General features: G+C 77.2%; 13 protein-coding genes. 12 read left to right on the top strand and 1 reads right to left on the bottom strand.

The window, feature by feature from the left end; all coding sequences use genetic code 11:
• Window positions 1–20 precede the first annotated feature (20 nt).
• The 9 genes from H9657_RS02945 to H9657_RS02985 all read left to right on the top strand — a co-directional run bounded on the left by H9657_RS02945 (window position 21) and on the right by H9657_RS02985 (window position 11898).
• Window positions 21–1127, top strand: a complete 1107-nt coding sequence (locus H9657_RS02945; RefSeq protein ID WP_191780188.1) for a polysaccharide pyruvyl transferase family protein — start codon at window positions 21–23, stop codon at window positions 1125–1127.
• Between the two features lie 14 nt (window positions 1128–1141).
• Window positions 1142–2356 (top strand): glycoside hydrolase family 5 protein, encoded by a 1215-nt coding sequence (locus H9657_RS02950; protein ID WP_191780190.1) that lies wholly within the window; start codon window positions 1142–1144, stop codon window positions 2354–2356.
• Window positions 2353–3819 carry a hypothetical protein gene (locus H9657_RS02955; protein ID WP_191780192.1) on the top strand — a complete coding sequence of 489 codons (1467 nt, stop codon included), beginning with the start codon at window positions 2353–2355 and terminating at the stop codon, window positions 3817–3819. The genes H9657_RS02950 and H9657_RS02955 overlap by 4 nt, the downstream gene beginning before the upstream one ends.
• Window positions 3816–5543, top strand: coding sequence for a hypothetical protein (locus H9657_RS02960; RefSeq protein WP_191780194.1), 1728 nt, complete (start codon window positions 3816–3818; stop codon window positions 5541–5543). Before H9657_RS02955 ends, H9657_RS02960 begins: the two co-directional genes overlap by 4 nt.
• 33 nt (window positions 5544–5576) lie before the next feature.
• Window positions 5577–6881, top strand: coding sequence for a hypothetical protein (locus H9657_RS02965; RefSeq protein ID WP_191780196.1), 1305 nt, complete (start codon window positions 5577–5579; stop codon window positions 6879–6881).
• A gap of 173 nt (window positions 6882–7054) precedes the next feature.
• Entirely contained in the window at window positions 7055–8053 is a 999-nt protein-coding gene (locus H9657_RS02970; protein WP_191780198.1) for a glycosyltransferase, read from the top strand.
• Complete coding sequence (locus H9657_RS02975; protein ID WP_191780200.1) at window positions 8050–9219, top strand: hypothetical protein; 1170 nt, start codon at window positions 8050–8052, stop codon at window positions 9217–9219. The genes H9657_RS02970 and H9657_RS02975 overlap by 4 nt, the downstream gene beginning before the upstream one ends.
• Window positions 9212–10243: a glycosyltransferase family 4 protein gene (locus H9657_RS02980; RefSeq protein WP_191780202.1), complete on the top strand. Its 1032-nt coding sequence runs from the start codon at window positions 9212–9214 to the stop codon at window positions 10241–10243. The genes H9657_RS02975 and H9657_RS02980 overlap by 8 nt, the downstream gene beginning before the upstream one ends.
• 65 nt (window positions 10244–10308) lie before the next feature.
• Window positions 10309–11898 carry a sugar transferase gene (locus H9657_RS02985; protein ID WP_225214527.1) on the top strand — a complete coding sequence of 530 codons (1590 nt, stop codon included), beginning with the start codon at window positions 10309–10311 and terminating at the stop codon, window positions 11896–11898.
• Window positions 11899–11905: 7 nt separating this feature from the next.
• Here H9657_RS02985 and H9657_RS02990 read toward each other — a convergent pair whose 3' ends face one another.
• Window positions 11906–13165, bottom strand: a complete 1260-nt coding sequence (locus H9657_RS02990; protein ID WP_191780206.1) for a M20 metallopeptidase family protein — start codon at window positions 13163–13165, stop codon at window positions 11906–11908.
• A 133-nt stretch (window positions 13166–13298) separates the two neighbouring features.
• On the opposite strand from H9657_RS02990, the gene H9657_RS02995 reads away from it, so the two are divergent.
• The 3 genes from H9657_RS02995 (at window position 13299) to H9657_RS03005 (ending at window position 18403) form a co-directional block, all read left to right on the top strand.
• Complete coding sequence (locus H9657_RS02995; protein ID WP_191780208.1) at window positions 13299–14204, top strand: hypothetical protein; 906 nt, start codon at window positions 13299–13301, stop codon at window positions 14202–14204.
• Between the two features lie 73 nt (window positions 14205–14277).
• Window positions 14278–16683, top strand: a complete 2406-nt coding sequence (locus H9657_RS03000) for a helicase-associated domain-containing protein (protein ID WP_191780210.1) — start codon at window positions 14278–14280, stop codon at window positions 16681–16683.
• 73 nt (window positions 16684–16756) lie between these two features.
• On the top strand, window positions 16757–18403 hold the full coding sequence (locus H9657_RS03005; RefSeq protein WP_191780212.1) for a DNA repair helicase XPB: 1647 nt from the start codon (window positions 16757–16759) through the stop codon (window positions 18401–18403).
• Window positions 18404–18419: the final 16 nt, after the last annotated feature.

Raw genomic sequence — 18419 nt, forward strand, 5'->3', positions numbered from 1 at the left:
CGACCGGAAGGACCGCGCCCATGGAGGTCTTCGTCTCGGCCGTCGGCCAGCACGACAACATCGGTGACACCGTGCTGCGCCGCGCGTACCTGGACGTCGTGCGACCCCTGGGACGCCTCCACGTGTTCGTCGGCGACAAGCCGGACGGCTACGTCGCCGGACTGCGGCTGCGACCCGACGACGTCGTCCACCGCGTGCCCGCGTCCTGGCGCCGGAGCGTCCGCGACGGCCTGCTCGCCGGGTCGTTCTACGGCTTCGACAGCGGTGAGACCGAGGTGCGCCGCCCGTACGCGCGCCGGTACACGCGGCTCGCGCCCCTGCTGGCCGTCAACCGCGCGCGCGGCGGCGCGGCCGTGCAGGTCGGCACGGGCGTGCGTGCGTCCTACCGGTGGCGCGTCCCGATCGCCGCAGTGCTCCGGCTGTGCGACGTCGTCTCCTGGCGCGACGCGTACAGCCGCGACCTCATGGGCGTCGGCGGCGTCGCGCCGGACTGGGGCTTCGCGCTCGGGCCGGACGCCGGCACGCTGCGCGCGGGCACCGACCGGCCGCTGCTCGCCGTCTCGGTGCGGCAGGGCACCGGGTCCGTGCGCCGCGAGCCCCCGGACGCCGCGTGGGCCGGCCGTGTGCGAGCCCTCGCGGGCGGCCTGGGCCTGACGCCCGTCGTCGTCACCCAGGTGGGGCGCGACGCCCCGCTGGGCGACCGGATCGCCCGCGACCTCGGCGCCGAGCACGTCGGGTGGGACGGTGACGACCACGCCGCGCAGGAGGACCGGCTGCGCGAGGTGTACCGCAGCTGCAGCCACGTGCTCAGCGACCGGCTGCACGTCGCCGTCGTCGCGGCCACCGAGGGCGCCGTGCCCGTGGGGCTCACGGTGGCGGGAGCCCCGGGCGACGCGCCCGACAAGGTCGCGCGCACGCTCGCCGCCGCCGGCATCACCGGCACGTGCCTGCCCGGCGACCTCACCGACGTCGACGGCGCGGTCGGCAGGCTCGCGGTCGCGAGCCGGGACGCCGTCGTCGACGCCGTGCTCGACTCCCGCGCGCGGCTCGACGCGCTCGGGGACCGGATCCACGCCGCCGCCGGGCACGTGCGCGTGCCCCCGGTGCCCGCGGGAGCCGCACCGTGACAGGGGGGAACCACATGCAGGGACCACGCGTCCGCACCACCACCGTGCGCCGGGCCCGCGGGGCCCTGGCCGCGCTCGTCGCGCTCGTCGGCGCGCTGCTCGTCCCCGCCGCGCCCGCGAGCGCCGCCGACGACCCGTCCGGGGGCAACACGCCCGCCCTGCACCGGCCCGCGTCCGGCGTCGAGCGCTGGGGCACCGGGACCTACCTCAACGGGTTCAGCTACCTGCGCGGCGTCAACGTCTACAGCCTCGTGTTCGGCGGCGACCGGCCCGCCGACCGGGTCGGCGAGAGCCAGGCGAGCTGGGACTACCTGGCGAGCCGCGGCGTCAAGGTCGTGCGGCTGCCCGTCTCGTGGGTCCGGCTGCAGCCCGTGCCCGGGTCGGGCAACCTGCGGGCGGGGCTCGACGCGCCCGTCTCCCAGGCGTACCTCGACGTCGTCGAGGAGCAGGTGCGGCGGGCCGCCCGCGCCGGCATCCGCACCGTCGTCGGCCTGCACAACGCGTGCAGCTACCCCAACATCACGGCCGCCGGCTCCCTGACGTGCGGCGAGGGCGTCACGCGCGCCGACGTCGCGAAGGTCTGGGCGGCCGTGGCCGCGCGGTTCGCCGGGGACGAGCGCGTCATCGCGTTCGACCTGCTCAACGAGACGCGCCTGGACCGGGTGCCCGTGGCGCGCTACAAGCTCTTCACGCAGGCCGCGGCGGACGCCGTCCGCGGTGCGGGCGCCGAGCAGACGCTGTGGGTGCAGCGCATGCTCGGCGAGCGCGGGCGGCTCGACGTCATGGCGCCCGACGGCCCGTGGGTGAGCGACCCGCTGGGCAAGGTCATGTACTCCCAGCACTTCTACCCCTCGCCGATCGGCTCGACGTTCGACCCGCTCGCCGGCAACCACGCCGTCCTCCTGGACGTCGACCGGTTCGGCACGTGGTGCCGCACGTGGCAGGTGCGGTGCGTCGCGGGCGAGGTCGGCTGGCCGTCGGGCGGCCCCGGCGGCGTGCAGTCGGCTGCGTCGGCCCGCGGCTGGAACCTGGTGTTCGAGCAGTTCTACCGGCTCGCCGACCAGTACGGGCTCGACGTCACGTACTTCGCGGCGTCGTCCTCGCAGACCACCGGCACGCTGCTCGCCTACGTCGCGAGCCGCCCCGGATACCCGTCGCCCAGCGGTCTGGACACGGCCCTGTCGCAGGCAGAGGTCATCGAGCGCCACCCGTCACGGCGGGCGCCGTGACGCCGGTCGCACCGCCGCTGCCGCGACGCACGCTGCCCGCCTACGTCGCGGTGCCCGCGGGCGCGCTCGTCGTCGTGGTCGTCACGGCGGCGGCGCTGCTCGCACCCCTCGTGGTCGCCGGTGCCGCCGGGCTGACGGGCCTGGTCGCGCTGTTCTGGCGGCACCCGCGCGCGGGCCTGCTCACGACGGTCGTGTCCGCGCTGCTGGTGACGCAGCTCGGCGCCGCGGGCGGCGCGCTCGACGAGGGCATGATCGTCGTCGGTGCCGCCGTCGTCACCGTGCGCCGCCTGGTGCGCGAGGGCCACGTCGTGCGGTTCCCCGGGATCCTCTGGTTCGCCGCGTTCGGCCTCGCGGGCGTCGCGTCGTCGCTGCTGCACGACGTGCCGACGACCCTGTGGCTGCAGGGCGGGCTGCTGCTGCTCAAGGCCGTGCTCGTCGGCCACACCGCGGCGCAGCTGCACTGGGGCGACCTCGAGCTCGCACGCATCGTGCGCGCCGGGACCGTCGTCGCCGTCGTCCTCGTGGTCACCGGTGCGCTCAACGTGGCGTTCCCCGGACCGTGGACCGCGCTGGTCGCGCAGTCCACCCCGGAGATGCACGGCCCCCTCGCGGCGGTCGTCGGGCCGTTCCGCCTGCCCGCCGCGTACGGGCGCATCGCCGTCATCCTCGCCGCCGCGACCCTCACCTACCAGCTCGTCGTGCGGGCGTCGGCGCGCGGCTACGCCCTCGCGCTCGCGCTGTCCGGCCTGTCGCTGCTGACGTTCCGCGTGAAGTCGTTCGTCGGGCTGGTGCTGGCGACCGCGGGCGTCGTGCTGCGGGCCGGACGTCCCTGGGTCGTGCGGCTCGCGCTCGTCGCGCTGCCCGCCGTGCTGCTCGTCGTCGGGCCCACCGCGTGGCGGTACGTCGTCGACGACGTGCAGCTCTACTACGGCGGCGGGTACTCGGCGCGCGCGCTGCTGACCGCCGGTGGGCTCGCCCTCGCGGCCCGCGACTTCCCGCTCGGTGCGGGCCTGGGGCGCTACGGCAGCGCGACGGCGGCGGAGCACTACAGCCCCGAGTACGTCAGCCTCGGCTTCGAGCACGTCTGGGGCCTGGGGCGCGCCGAGGGCTGGGGCGCGTTCCTGCTGGACACGCAGTGGCCCGCGCTGCTGGGCGAGACCGGGTGGCTCGGCGCCGCCTGCTACGCGGCCGGGACGCTGTGCGCGCTCGCGATGCTGCTGCGCCGGGTGCGCGCGGACGAGAGCGCGCTGACCCGCTGGCTGCGGATCAGCGGCGTGTGCTGCCTGGCGCTCGTGCTGCTCGACTCGGTGGGCGCCGCCGCGTTCTCCTCGCCGCCGTCGTACGTCCTCATCCACCTCGCCCCCGGCATCGTCGCGAGCATGCGCGCCGACGCGCGTGCGGGTGCGGCCGCGGGCGCCCGGTCCCACGTCGCGCCCCGCACCCCCGTGGAGGTCGCCGCGTGAGCGCGCCCCCGGCGACCGGCCGCACCGGCGTCCCGCGCCGCGCCGTGCTCGGCGGCCTGGGTGCCGCGGCGGCCGCGGTGCTCACCGCGTGCACGCGCGCCGGCGCCCCCGGGCCCACGTCGGCCGTCGCGACGCCCACGCCCACGCCGACCCCCGCCGAGGCGCCCGCCCGGGTCGCCGCCGACCTCGTCGGCGACGGCACCACCGACAACGGCCCCGCGCTCCAGCGGCACCTCGACGCGGGCGGCCACGTCGCGCTGCCCGGTCCGGGCGACTACCTCGTCGACACCCCCGTCTTCCTCGACGGCGGCGACCCGCACGCGCGTGTCGTGCTCGACCTCGCGGGCGGCACGCTCGTCGCCGGGGACCACCTGCCGACGAGCGCAGTGTTCCGCCCCGACCCGACGACGCGCTGGATGCTGTGGCCCAACACGCTGCGCAGCGCGTGGGACGCGGGCGCCGGCACCGTCGACGTCGCCGTCGGCACACGCGCGACGGGCGACACCGTCGGAGCGCTGCAGACCCTGGCGGTGCGCGACGGCACGTTCGACGGCCGCGGGACGGCCGCCGGGCTGGTGCTCGCGCACCGCACCGGGACCGAGCTGACCAACGTCACGATGGTCGGCGCGCGCGCCCTGGTCACGTGGCACGACTACAGCGACGGCACGCGGCTGACCGGCTGCCACGCCCGGCACGGCGAGGGCGAGCGGCGCGACGGCGCGCTCCTCGAGCAGGTGGCGCCCGGCGACGGGCTGATCATCAGCGGCTGCAAGGCCGACGCGGGCCTGTTCACCGCGCGGCTGCGCCGCTGCCGCGGCGCCGTCGTCGACGCCAACGTCACCGGCCGCCTCGAGCTCGACCGCTGCACCGGCGTGCTCGTGCAGGGCGGGCACCAGGAGTGCAGCATCGGCGACCACACCGCGGTGGTCGTGCGGCGCTCGCAGGTGACGTTCCGGCAGACCGCCTTCTACTGCGCGCGCGACGGCAGCACGCCCGCGATCCTCGTCGACGACGACCCCGCCGAGCCCGACGCCTCCCAGGTCCGGCTCGACGCGTGCGTCGAGGTCCACCTGCACGACGCGCGCGACGCCGACGCCGCGCACGGCCCGCTGCTGCACGTGGCGTCGGCGCACGACCTCACCGAGGTGCGCGCCGAGGACGTCCGCGCCGTGAGCGTGGACACCGCCGACCCCGGCACGTGGGTCGGCACGGCCGGACCCCGGCTGACCGGCGCCGGAGCCGTCGGTGACGCCGTGCAGGGCGTCGCGCTGGTCGCGCGCGGGTTCACCGTCAGCCGGCGCACCGGCGCCTGGGGGGCCGAGGCGACCTCCGCGCCGGCCGTCGCGGCACCCGAGGCGCCCGCGGCGCCGCCGCTCGCGAAGCCCGCGCCCGCCGACGGGCGCGACGGGCGCGGCAGCCTGCGCGCCCGCCGCGAGCACACCTACTGGGCCGCCGTGCGCGACGCCGACGGCCGCGTGTCACCCGCCGCGCGCACCAGCGTGCGGACCACCGCCACGGGCGCCGTGCGCCTGACCGTCACCCTGCCGACCGCACCCGCCGCGCTGCTCCTGTGGCGCGGCGAGGGCGACCGGCCCGGCCGCCACACCGACCTGCCGTGCGCCGTGCGCCAGGTCCGCCTGCTCGACGCGGGCGACCACGTCGAGGGCGTCGGCTGGTCCGACGGCGTCGGCACCGTCGACCCGACCACGCCGCCCCCCGGCTGACCTGCGACCCCCCGGGGTCCGAGAGGAGACACCATGCACCTGGACGTCGCGATGCGGACGCTGCGCCGGCACGGCGTGTGGGCCGCCCTGATCGTCCTGCTGGCGCTCGCCACCGGCTGGGCGGTCCTGCGGTTCGTGCCACCCACGTGGACCGCCGAGACGCGCGTGCTCTACGCGGTCACCGGCCTGACGGGCGTCGACCAGGGCGTGCCGGCGGGGGCCCTGGCCGCGGCGCGGGCCGCGCAGGACGCCGAGCTCGCGGGTTCACCCGCGGTGCTCCAGCCCGTGATCGACGACCTGGGCCTGCAGGACGTCACGGTCCGGGAGCTCGGCACGGCCGTGCAGGCCACCGCGACGGGCACGTTCCTCGACGTGGAGGTCGGGCTCGGCGACCCCGAGGTGGCCGCGCGCGTGGCCGAGTCGGTGGTCGCGCAGCTGGCGCTGCGGGCGGCGGACGACCAGCTCGCCCCCGCCGCGGCCGCGCCCGACGCCCCCGTCGTCACGCTCGACCTCGCGGTCGTCGCGCCGGCCGTGGAGCCCGAGCGCCCGAGCTCGCCCGACCCGCTGCTGACGATGGCGGGCGCGCTGCTGGTCGGGCTGTTCCTCGCCGCCCTGCTCCTGACGTGGCGGGCCCGGACCGACCAGGTGGTGGACGACGAGCACGACCTGGCGGCGGCGACGCCGGCTCCCGTGCTCGCCCACGTCCGGGTGCCCGCGCGCGTCACGCTCGCGGACGCCGTCACGCAGCCGCCGGGGGACGTCGCGGGCCTGCGGACGGCGCTGCTGGCGCGCGCGGGCGACCGCGCGCACACGTCGGTCGCCGTCGTGGCGTGCGGCGCCGGGGCGTCTCTCGAGGTCGCGGCGGCGCTCGCGCGTGCGTACGCGGGCACGGGCCGCGACACGCTCCTCGTCGAGGGCGACCTGGCGGCACCGCGTCTGGCCGCCGGCCTGGGGCTGAGCGGCCCGGGCCTGGCGGACGTCCTGGCCGGCGTGGTCTCCGTGGTCCAGGCGGCGCACGCGACACGCGTGCCGGGGCTGCGGGTCCTCGCGGCGGGGGACGCCGAGGGCGACCGGACCGACCTGGTCGCGTCGCGGCAGTCCGAGAAGGCCTGGGACGACGTGCGCGCGAGCGCCGAGGTCGTCGTGGTCGCCACGGGGCCGGTCGACGTCGCCGCGGCGGTGCTGGCGGCAGCGTGCGACGAGGTGGTCCTGCTGGTCGCTCCCGGCCGGACGCGCCGGGACGACGTGCGCGCCGCCGTCCACACGCTGCAGGCCGCGGGCACGTCGGTCGGCGGCGTCGTCTGGGTGTCGCGGGGGCGGCAGGCCGACGCCACGTAACAAACCCATGAACTCTGGTCGAAATCGTTACTGACTTGTGGCCTCGAATGCCCGGATATGTGAGCATCGTCCCGCAGGGGGCAACCGCTCGATGGCGCGTCGGGGCCTGGCCGACACCGTGGGGACCACCGCGGGGTCGGCGTCACCAGACGCACGCCGAGGGGGAGCACCACATGGCTGCAAGCACCGTCCTACCGTCCACCCACGCCGGTCCCACCGGGGGCAAGGCCCTGCTGATCGCGTCGACCGGCGGGCACCTGAACGAGCTGCTCCGGCTCGTCCCGACGTTCGAGCCCGATCCCGAGTCGCTGTGGGTCACGTTCCGCACCCCCCAGAGCGAGACGCTCCTCGAGGGCCGCCGCGTCCACTACCTGCCGTACATCGGCCCGCGCGACCTGCGTGGCACGCTCCGCGCGGTGCCGCAGGTGCGGGACCTGCTGCGACGCGAGCACTTCGACCTCGCCGTGAGCACCGGCGCCGCGATCGCCGTCAGCGCGCTGCCCGTCGCCGCGGCGGCGGGGGTGCCCAGCACGTACATCGAGTCCGTCTGCCGCGTCGTCGGGCCCTCGGTGACCGGACGCATCCTGTCGCGCGTGCCGCGCGTCGCGCTGCGCACGCAGCACGAGAGCTGGGCCGACGAGCGCTGGCGCACGCACCCGAGCGTCCTCGACGAGTACCGGTCCGTCGAGCGCGACCGACCGCGCGCCGGCGGCCGGCTCTTCGTCACGCTCGGCACCATCCGCGGCTACCGCTTCGACTCCGCGGTCGACGCCGTCCTGGCGTCCGGCCTCGCCGACGAGCGCACCGTCTGGCAGCTCGGGGACACCTCGCGCGACGACCTGCCCGGCAGGGTCGTCCACCAGCTCCCGCCGGACGAGTTCGCGCGGTGCGCCGTCGAGGCGGACGTCGTCGTCGCGCACGGCGGCGTCGGCACCCTGCTCGACCTCCTCGCGCTCGGCGTCTACCCCGTGCAGGCCGTCCGGTGCGCCGCGCGCGGCGAGCACGTCGACGACCACCAGGCACAGATCGCGGACCTGGTGCGCGACCGCGACCTCGGCATCCCGGTCGAGGGCCCGCAGCTCACGCGCGAGGTCCTCGAGCACGCCGCGAGCCGGCGCGTCGAGCCGGTCCGCACGCCCCCGCTCCCCCAGCAGCACCGGAGGTCCGCATGACACCCCGCCGCGACGTGTTCGCGGTCGCCCGCGGCCAGTACGAGAACGTCGGCGACGTGCTGCTGCGCCGCCCGCTGCTGCGCTGGGCGCGCGAGAGCGGCAGCCGCCTGCACGTGTACGTCGGGCACTCCCCCGACGGGTACGACGAGGGGCTCGCGCTCGAGCCCGACGACGTCGTGTACCGGTCGTTCGCCCGCTGGTACGCCGCCCTGGTCCGCTCCGCGTGGGCCGGACGCGCGTCGTCGCTGTTCAAGCCCGGCGAGATCCAGCTCACGCTCGTCGGCACCAAGGAGCACCTCGTCATGCTGCCCGCCGTGGCGCTCGTGCGGGCGCGCGGCGGCGCGGTGCTGCGGGTCGGTGCCGGCGCCCGCGGGTTCGCACCCCTGCCGCGCGCGCTCGTGCGCCCCTCGATCCTGCTCACCACGTTCACGCGCTGGCGCGACGAGGCGACGGCCGCCTACCTCGGCGGCGGGCCCGCGATGCCGGACCTCGGGTACGCCGAGGGCGCCGGCACGGCCACGCTGCGGGCGGCGCGCGACGGTGCCGACGAGCGCGACGTGCTCGTCGTCTCCTTCCGTGCCGACGCCGAGGTCGCCCCGCGCCCGTACCCGACCCCCGCGGTCGTCGAGGCCCTGCGCCGGTACGCCGCCGAGGAGGGGCTCGAGACCTGGGTCGTCACCCAGGTGTCCGTCGACGACGAGCGCTCGCACCGCCTCGCCGCGGACCTCGACGCCCACGTGCTCGGATGGCCGCAGGCCACCGGGCACGACGTGCAGGAGGAGCGGCTGCGCGCGCTGTACCGGCGCGCACGGGTCGTGCTCAGCGACCGCCTGCACGTCGTCATCGCCGCGTTCACCGAGGGCGCCGCGCCGGTGTCCCTGCAGCTCGACGCCTCCGACAAGGCCGCGCGGCACCTGTCGACCATCGGCGTGCACGACGTGACGGTCGACGCGACCGGCCTCGACGCCGGGACCGTGCTCGAGCGCGTCCGCACGGCCGCGGGTCGACGTGCCGACGCGCTCGACGCGCTGCTCGTCGCGCGCGAGCGGCTCGACGACGTCCGCGGCGACGTCGTGCGGCTGCTCGCCGGCCACGACGCACGCGTGGGCCCGGCGCCCGTCGACGACGCCCCGGCGGGCCGGCCCGAGCAGGTGCGGGTTGGCTAGGCGCGCGGTCGTCCACCACGTCGGGCGCAGCGGGGACGTCCCCGGCGGCATGACGCAGGTGGTCAACGCGTACCTGGCCTGGCCGTTCGAGCGGTGCGACGTCGAGGTCATCGAGTCCCGCGGCGACCCCGGCGACCACGTCGCCGCCGCCCGCGGTCTCGTCCGCGCGCTGCGGGCCGTGCGGCGCCTCACGCGGGCGCCCGGCCCGCGCGTCCTGGTCGTCCACCTGTCCGAGCGCGGCAGCTTCCTGCGCGAGGGCGCCGTCCTGCGGTACGCGCGCCGCCGGGGGCTGCCCGTCGTGGCGCACCTGCACGGCGCCGACTTCGTCGCCTTCGCCGACGCGCACCCGCGCCTGGTCCGTGACGTCCTGGGCGCGGCCGACCAGGTCATCGTGCTCTCGCACGAGACGGCGGAGGTGGTCCGGCGGTTCGTCGACGCGTCCCGTGTGTCCCTCGTGCCCAACGCCGTCCCGCCCGGCGCCCCCGTGCCCAAGCGGCGGACCGTCGTCTTCGGCGGCGTCGTCGGGCACCGCAAGGGCGTCGACGTGCTGCAGGAGGCGTGGCGGCGCGCCGGTCCGCCCGCCGGCTGGCAGCTCCTCGTCGCCGGTCCCGTGCCCGACCCGTCGCTCGTCGACCCCACGACGCCGCAGGCCCGGTTCGTCGGTGCCCTCGACCACGCGGACCTCATGGCGCTGCTCGACGCGGCCGCCGTCGCGGTCCTGCCGTCGCGCGACGAGGCGATGCCGATGTTCGTGCTCGAGGCGATGGCGCGCGACGCGTGCGTCGTCGCGACCGACGTCGGCGGTGTCGCCGCGGTGCTCGAGGACGGCTGCGGCGTCGTCGTGCCGCCCGCCGACGTCGACGCCCTCGCCGACGCGCTGCGACGCGTGACGGCCGACGACGACGCGCGCGAGGCGATCGTCGCGCGCGCACGCCACCGCTTCACCGCGACGTACGCCGCACCCGCGGTGTACCCGCGGGTCGAGGACCTCTGGCTGTCGACCCGTGAGGGCGCGACCGCCTGACACCAGCACCTGGGACCAGCACACCAGCCGGCACGACGGTGCCGGCCCGACCGGACGGGGACACGATGGTCGTGGAGCACGAGACGGCCGCGCAGGCACGGGCTGCCGCGCGACGACGGTCCGAGCGGTCCGGGCGGGCCGCGCACCCCGCCGCGCCACCGCCGCCGGCCCTGCCACCCGCACCGCCCCCGCCGCACGCGCTGCGCTGGGACCCGTCGCGGACGCACACCCGCGGTCCCCGGCGCCCGGCGTGGGTCGTGCGGTTCCACGCGCTGCTGCTGGCCAGCGACGTCGCGGTGCTCGTCGTCGCGACCGCCGCCGCCGCGTGGACGTGGGGGCGCCACGACCCGGCCGTCACGGTCTTCGGCGTGCAGGTGCCCACGGTCTCGTGGCTGGCCGCCGTCGTCGCGGTGTGGCTCGTGGCCCTGGCGGCGGTGCGCTCACGGTCCGAGCTCATCCTCGCCGTCGGCGTGACCGAGCTGCAGCGCGTGCTCAACGCGTCGGTGTTCGCGCTCGGCGCCGTGATGAGCACGGCGTTCCTCGCCGAGGCCGACGTCGCCCGCGACACGCTCGCCGGCGCGTTCGGGCTCGGCCTGCTGGGGCTCATGGTGACGCGCCTGGCGTGGCGGCACCGCCTCATCGCGTGGCGCTCGGCCGGCCGCTGCAAGCGCAACGCCCTGCTCGTCGGGCCGCGGCGCGACGTCGAGCGCCTCCTGCCGGACCTGCGCCGCAACCACCGCGCGGGCTTCCGGGTCGTCGGCATCGCGCTCACCGACGTGGACCCCGCGCCCGACGCCCGCATCGACGACGTCGAGACGTTCGGCCTCGAGGAGCTGGTCGACCGCGCGCACCACCCGCGCGTCACCACCGTCGTGCTCGCGGGCGACCTGCCGGGCGGGCGCGCGGCCATCCGCCGCCTCGGCTGGTCCCTCGAGGGGGCGGCGACCGAGCTCATCCTGCCGAGCCGTCTCACGTACGTCGCCGGGCCGCGCATCCACCTGCGCCCGGTCGAGGGCATGCCGCTCGTGCACCTCTCGCTGCCCACGTACACGGGCGTCGCCTACGTCGCCAAGCGCGTCATGGACGTCCTGGTGGCGTCGGCCGCGCTCGTCGTGCTCGCACCCGTGCTGCTGGCCGTGGCGGTCGCGATCAAGCTCGACGACGGCGGGCCCGTGCTGTTCCGCCAGCAGCGCGTGGGCAACCACGAGCAGCTCTTCACGATGTACAAGTTCCGCACGATGGTCGTCGACGCCGAGGCCCGGCTCGCCGCGCTGCAGGAGCGCAACCAGGGCGCGGGCGTGCTGTTCAAGATGACGGACGACCCGCGCGTCACGCGCGTGGGACGCGTGCTGCGCGCCTGGTCGCTCGACGAGCTGCCGCAGTTCCTCAACGCGCTCGTCGGGACGATGTCCGTCGTCGGCCCACGCCCCCCGCTGCCGCGCGAGGTCGCGCTCTACGACGGCGACGTGCACCGGCGGCTGCTCTCCAAGCCGGGCATCACGGGGCTGTGGCAGGTCAGCGGCCGGTCGGACCTGTCGTGGGAGGAGAGCGTGCAGCTCGACCTGTCCTACGTGGAGAACTGGTCGCTGTCGGGTGACCTCATGATCATCCTGCGGACCTTCCGGTGCGTGCTGGCACGCGCCGGCGCGTACTGACGAGGCGTCAGCCCGCGTCCTGCGCGAGCCGGTCCAGCGCGAGCGCCGCGAGCACCGCGGCGCTGGGCGCGAGCGCGTCGTCGGCGAAACGGGCCCGCGGCGAGTGGTTGTACGGCGCGTCCGCCGGGTCCAGCCCCGCGGGCGTCGCGCCGACGAACACGAAGGCACCGGGCACCTGCTGCAGGACGTAGGAGAAGTCCTCGGCGCCGGGCACGGGCACGTCCGCCTCGACCCACCCCGCGTCGCCGTACAGGCCCCGCGTCAGGCGGCGGGCGCGCGCGACCTCGTCCGCGTCGTTCTCCGTGACCGGGTAGCCGCGCGTGTACTCGACGGTCGCGGACAGCCCGTGCGCCGCGGCGACGTGCTCGCACAGGCGCGTGATCCGCTCGGGCACCGCCGCGTGCGTCGCCGGGCTGAACGTGCGGACCGTCGCCTCGAGGTAGGCCGTGTCCGGGATGATGTTGTCCTTGGTCCCCGCCTCGACGCGGCCCACCGTGACGACCACCGGGTCGAACACGTCGAACTGCCGCGTGACCATCGTCTGCAGCGCCAGCACCATCTCGGCCGCGACGGGCACGGGGTCCGCCGCGAGGTAGGGCTTGGACCCGTGCCCGCCGCGACCCTCGACCGTGACCCGCACCGTGTCCGACGCCGCCATGAAGGTCCCCGCGCGGGACGCGACGACGCCCGCCGGCAGCGTCGAGGACATGACGTGCACGCCGTACGCGGCGACGACCGGCGTGCCCGCCGCCTCCAGCACGCCCTCCTCGATCATGAACCGGGCGCCGTGGTACCCCTCCTCGCCCGGCTGGAACATCAGGACGACGGACCCGGCGATCTGCTCGCGACGCGCCGCGAGCAGCCGCGCGGCCCCGACGAGGCCCGCCACGTGCAGGTCGTGCCCGCACGCGTGCATCACGCCGTCGTGCTCCGACGTGAAGGGCTCGTCGGTCCGCTCGGTCACCGGCAGGGCGTCCATGTCGCCGCGCAACAGCACCGCGGGCCCCGGCCGCGCACCGCGCAGCACCGCCGTGACGGACGACAGCGCGCGCCCCGTCGTCACCTCGAGGTCCAGGTCCGCGAGCGCGTCCAGCACGAGCTGCTGCGTCCTCGGCAGGTCCAGGCCGCGCTCGGGGACGCGGTGCAGCGCGTGGCGCAGCGCCGACGTGCGCGGCAGGTCCGCGAGCGCGTCGTCGCGCAGGGACGCCAGCACGTCGTCGGCCAGCCCGCTGGCCCGGTCCCGGGTCGTGTCCTCGTCGTGCCCCATGCCGCCACCCTGCCACAGCGCACGCGCGGGTCGAGCGCCTGCTCCACCCGGGTGACGTCCACGATCGGGCGGTCCCCCGTCCGCCGACCACGACGTCCCACGACGCCGCCCGACCGGTCCCTAACCTGGGCCGGTGCCCACCCGCCCCGACGCCGACGGCCGCGGCCCCGCGCCCGTGCCCGTCGCGATCGCCCCGGGCTGGGACAGCGCGTGGGTGTCGACGCCTCCCCGTGGCGCCGCACCGGTGGCGCCTGCGCCGCCCTCGTCGAGCGACCCCGGCCGGCCGGGTGGACGCCCACCGCGTCGGCGCGCGCGGACGCGCCCGGTGACGGTGGCCGCCGCGGCGGCCGCGCTCGTCGTGTCCGCCGCGGTGGCCGCGGCGTCGCTCGCGGGTGGCGACCCGGCGGACGGTGCGACCGGCGCCGGCACGACGTCGTCGCCGACCCCGTCGGCACCGGGCACGGCGGCCCTGGACCGCGAGATCGGTCGCCTGCGCGTGGACCTGGCGGTGGCGCGCGCGACCTGGGCGGGCGCGGTGCAGGGCGACCCGTCCGCCCGCGAGGACCTCGGGGCGGCCGTCGACGCCGCCCAGGCGTGGCTCGACGGCTACGTCGCGCCGTCGAGCGCGCGGGACGTCGGCCGCCTGCAGCGCGAGGCCGGTGCGCACCGCGAGGTGCTCGCGACCCTGCTCGCGCGGGTGGGGCAGGTCGAGGCCGCGCCGACGTCCGCGAGCACGCCCGACGGGTCGTCCGGTACGGGGTCGTCCGACGCGGAGGCGTCCGACGCGGGACGGCCCCGTGCGGTCCCGGACGCACCCGCGTCGACGCGCGCACCGGCACGTCCGGCGGGCTCGCCGCCGCTCGCCACGTCCGCCCCCGTCCCGGACCCGACGACGCCCGCGGCCGCGCCGCCCCCCGCGGCCCCGACGGCCGACCCCGTACCGGCGTCACCCTCCCCCGCGCCCGAGCCCTCGCCACCGTCCGACCCGACCGCGCCGCCGGCCGACGACGAGACCACGGCACCGCCCGCGACCCCCTGACGCCCCCTCCCCGCGCGGGTGCACGTCCCGGCCCGCGGGACCGGAGGTCCGACGCCCACGTATCGTGGAGCGGATGGCCACGTTCACCGGGTACCTGCGCGCACGCAGCGACGACGAGCTCGTCGCGCTGCTCGTGCGCCGACCCGACCTGGCCACGCCGCACCCCGCGACGATGGCGTCCCTCGCGGCCCGCGCCACCAGCCGCTCGAGCCTCGACCGCGTGCTGACCTGGGTGGACGCGCTCGTGCTGCAGGTGCTCGAGGCGGTCGTCGTGCTCACGCCGCGCACGGGCGCCCCGTCGCGGCAGGACGTGCTCGCGGCCGTGGGCGCCGGGCCGGACGACGCGCCCGCCGTGGCGCGCGCGGTCGACGACGCCGTCGCGCTCCTGCTGCTGTGGCCCGACGACGACGGCGCGCTGCACCCGGCGCCGGGCCTGGTCGACGCGCTCGGCGGGTCCGTCGCGGGTCTGGCTCCCGGTGGTGAGGACGACGGCACCGACGCCCCGGGCGGGACCCCGGGACCGGTCACGCGTGACGACGGGCCGCTCGCGGTGCTGGCCGACGCGCCCGCGGCGGCCGGTCCGGTGCTCGACGCCCTCACGTGGGGCCCGCCCGTGGGGCTCGTGCCGCCTCCCGGCACCACCGCGGCCGACGCCGTGACCTGGCTGCTCGCGCACGGCCTGCTGGTCCGCGGCGACGGCCGGCACGTGCTGCTGCCGCGCGACGTGGCGCTGGCCCTGCGGGGCGGGCGCACCCACCGCGCGCCGGCCCTCGCGCCGACGTCGGCCGACGCGCCCGTGCGGGACCCGCAGACCGTCGCCGCGGAGTCCGCCCGCGCGGCCGAGCACACCGTGCGCCTGGTCCGCCAGCTGCTGACCCGCTGGGAGCAGACCCCGCCGCACGTCCTGCGGGGCGGTGGCCTGGGGGCGCGCGACCTGCGCCGCACCGCGCAGGGGCTCGACGTCGACGACGCGCACGCCGCGTGGCTCGTCGAGACCGCCGCGGCGGCCGGGCTGCTGGCCGACGACGGCGAGGAGACCCCGTCGTTCGTCCCGACCCTCGAGGCCGACGCGTGGTCCGCGCAGGACGTCGCCCCCCGCTGGGGGGCGCTCGCGCGCGCGTGGCTGACGTCGGCCCGCACGCCGTGGCTCGTCGGGGCGCGTGACGAGCGCGGCGCACTGCGGGCCGCGCTGGACCCCGAGCTGAGCCGGCCGTGGGTGCCGCGGCTGCGGCGCGCGGTCCTCGACGTGCTCGCGGCCGCACCCGTCGGCGCCGCCCTGTCCGCCGCCGACGTCCACGCCGCGCTGCAGTGGCGCTCACCGCGCTCGGTGCCGCCGCTGTCCGCGGTCGAGGCGGTCCTCACCGACGCGACCCGCCTCGGCGTGCTCGGCGCCGGCGCGCTGGCGGCCGCGGGGCGCGCGCTGCTCGCGGGCGACGACGCCGTCGAGGCGCTCGCCGCGGACCTGCCGGCGCCCGTCGAGGAGATCCTGCTGCAGGGCGACCTCACCGGCGTCGTGCCCGGACACCCCGGCGCGGACCTCGAGGACCTGCTGGACCTGGCCGCGGTCGTCGAGTCCCGCGGGGGTGCGGTGACCGTGCGGTTCACCGCCGACTCGGTGCTGCGCGCGCTGGACGCGGGCACGACGGCGGACGACCTGCTCGCGCGGCTGTCCGCCGCCGCACGGGGACGCGTCCCGCAGCCGCTGGAGTACCTGGTGCGGGACGTCGCACGGCGCCACGGCCGGCTGCGGGCCGGTGCGGCGTCGTCGTACGTCCGCGCCGACGACCCCGCGCTGCTGGCAGGGCTCGCCGACGACCCCCACCTGGCGTCCCTGCGGCCGCGGCTCCTGGCCCCGACGGTGCTCGTCGCCGACGCCTCGCCGGGCGAGCTGCTCGCGGCGCTGCGCGCGCGCGGCCTGGCGCCCGTCGCGGAGGACGCGCAGGGGTCCGTCGTGCATGCCGTCGCACCCGAGCGACGCGTCCGTGCCCGCGCCGCCCGCACGTCGCCCGTGCGCGAGCGTCCGCTGCCCGAGCGCGCCGCGTCCGTCGTCGCGACGCTGCGCCGGGGCGACGTCCCGGATCCCGCGACGTCCTCGCGCACCCCCGACCCGCGGCACGCCACCCACGACGCCGGCTCGTACCTGACGCGCTCGGTCGACGTCGCGCACGCCACGGCCGCGAGCCGCCGGGCACGCGCGGCGCGCACCGGCGAGGCGGCCGGGCCCGCCCGGGCGCGCGCGGCCGGCGGAACATCCGAGCCCGCCGACCTGTTGGTGGTCCTGCGGGAGGCGGCGCAGGCGCGCACGTCCGTGTGGGTCGAGATGGTGGGCCCCGACGGCCGGTCGCAGCGTCGCCTCGTGCGGCCGCTGAAGGTGGAGGGCGGCCGGCTGCGCGCGCTGGACCCGCAGCGCGAGGCCGAGCTCACCGTCGCCGTCCACCGCATCGCGGGCGTCGAGCCCGCCGACACACCTGCCTCATGAGACCGGGGGACCCGGGCGCGCACGCGTCCGGCCCGTCGGTCCCGCGAGAACGACGCAACCAGGGAGAACCCGAGTGCCCGACGGCCCGCTGATCGTCCAGTCCGACAAGACCCTCCTGCTGGAGGTCGACCACGACCAGGCCGACGCGTGCCGCCGCGCCATCGCCCCCTTCGCCGAGCTCGAGCGCGCACCCGAGCACGTCCACACCTACCGGCTGACGCCGCTGGGCCTGTGGAACGCGCGCGCCGCCGGGCACGACGCCGAGCAGGTCGTCGACACCCTCCTGGAGTTCAGCCGCTACCCGGTGCCGCACGCGCTGCTCGTCGACGTCGCGGAGACCATGTCCCGGTACGGCCGGCTGCAGCTGGTCCAGGACCCGGTGCACGGGCTCGTGCTGCACGCGCTCGACGCGGCCGTGCTCGCCGAGGTCATGAAGTCGCGGCGCACGGCGGGGCTGCTGGGCGCACGGCTCGACGAGACCGACGTGGTCGTGCACCCGTCCGAGCGCGGGCACCTCAAGCAGGTGCTGGTCAAGCTCGGCTGGCCCGCGGAGGACCTCGCCGGGTACGTCGACGGCGAGGCCCACGAGATCGGCCTGCTCGAGGACGGCTGGTCGCTGCGGCCCTACCAGAAGCAGGCCGTCGACGGGTTCTTCCACGGCGGGTCGGGCGTCGTGGTGCTGCCCTGCGGGGCCGGCAAGACGCTCGTGGGCGCGGGTGCGATGGCGCGGTCGTCGACCACGACCCTGATCCTCGTGACCAACACGGTCTCGGCGCGGCAGTGGCGCGACGAGCTCGTCAAGCGCACCACGCTGACCGAGGACGAGATCGGCGAGTACTCGGGCACCCGCAAGGAGGTCCGGCCGGTCACGATCGCGACCTACCAGGTGCTGACGACCAAGCGGAAGGGCGTCTACACGCACCTCGAGCTGCTCGACGCCCGCGACTGGGGCCTCATCGTCTACGACGAGGTCCACCTGCTGCCCGCGCCGATCTTCCGCATGACCGCGGACCTGCAGGCCCGCCGGCGCCTGGGGCTCACGGCGACGCTCGTGCGCGAGGACGGCCGCGAGGACGAGGTGTTCTCCCTCATCGGGCCCAAGCGGTTCGACGCACCGTGGAAGGACATCGAGTCCCAGGGGTACATCGCGCCCGCCGAGTGCGTCGAGGTGCGCCTGACGCTGCCGGACCACGAGCGCATGACGTACGCGACCGCCGAGCCCGAGGACCGCTACCGGCTCGCGGCCACCGCCGCGGGCAAGAACCGGGTCGTCGACTCGCTGGTGTCCAAGCACGCCGGTGAGCAGACGCTCGTCATCGGCCAGTACCTCGACCAGCTGCACGACCTGGCCGAGCACCTGGGCGCCGACCTCATCACCGGCGAGACGACCGTCCGCGAGCGCCAGCGCCTGTTCGACGCGTTCCGCACGGGCGAGATCACGACGCTCGTGGTCTCCAAGGTCGCGAACTTCTCGATCGACCTGCCCGAGGCGTCCGTCGCCATCCAGGTGTCCGGGTCGTTCGGCTCGCGCCAGGAGGAGGCCCAGCGCCTCGGCCGGATCATGCGTCCCAAGGCCGACGGCAAGACGGCGCACTTCTACACGGTCGTGGCGCGCGACACCGTCGACCAGGACTTCGCCGCCCACCGCCAGCGCTTCCTGGCGGAGCAGGGCTACGCGTACACGATCGTCGACGCGGAGGACCTGGGCGTCGCCCGCTGACCCCACGCCCCGCTGC

The sequence above is a fragment of the Cellulomonas avistercoris genome (assembly GCF_014836445.1).
In the GTDB taxonomy this organism is placed as follows: Bacteria; Actinomycetota; Actinomycetes; order Actinomycetales; family Cellulomonadaceae; genus Cellulomonas; species Cellulomonas avistercoris.

Bases quoted from the DNA above. Each gene is read 5' to 3' on its own strand.
- H9657_RS02945 (WP_191780188.1), top strand. From the start codon at position 21: ATGGAGGTCTTCGTCTCGGCCGTCGGCCAGCACGACAACATCGGTGAC.
- H9657_RS02950 (WP_191780190.1), top strand. From the start codon at position 1,142: ATGCAGGGACCACGCGTCCGCACCACCACCGTGCGCCGGGCCCGCGGG.
- H9657_RS02965 (WP_191780196.1), top strand. From the start codon at position 5,577: ATGCACCTGGACGTCGCGATGCGGACGCTGCGCCGGCACGGCGTGTGG.
- H9657_RS02970 (WP_191780198.1), top strand. From the start codon at position 7,055: ATGGCTGCAAGCACCGTCCTACCGTCCACCCACGCCGGTCCCACCGGG.
- H9657_RS02975 (WP_191780200.1), top strand. From the start codon at position 8,050: ATGACACCCCGCCGCGACGTGTTCGCGGTCGCCCGCGGCCAGTACGAG.
- H9657_RS02985 (WP_225214527.1), top strand. From the start codon at position 10,309: ATGGTCGTGGAGCACGAGACGGCCGCGCAGGCACGGGCTGCCGCGCGA.
- H9657_RS02990 (WP_191780206.1), bottom strand. From the start codon at position 13,165: ATGGGGCACGACGAGGACACGACCCGGGACCGGGCCAGCGGGCTGGCC.
- H9657_RS03000 (WP_191780210.1), top strand. From the start codon at position 14,278: ATGGCCACGTTCACCGGGTACCTGCGCGCACGCAGCGACGACGAGCTC.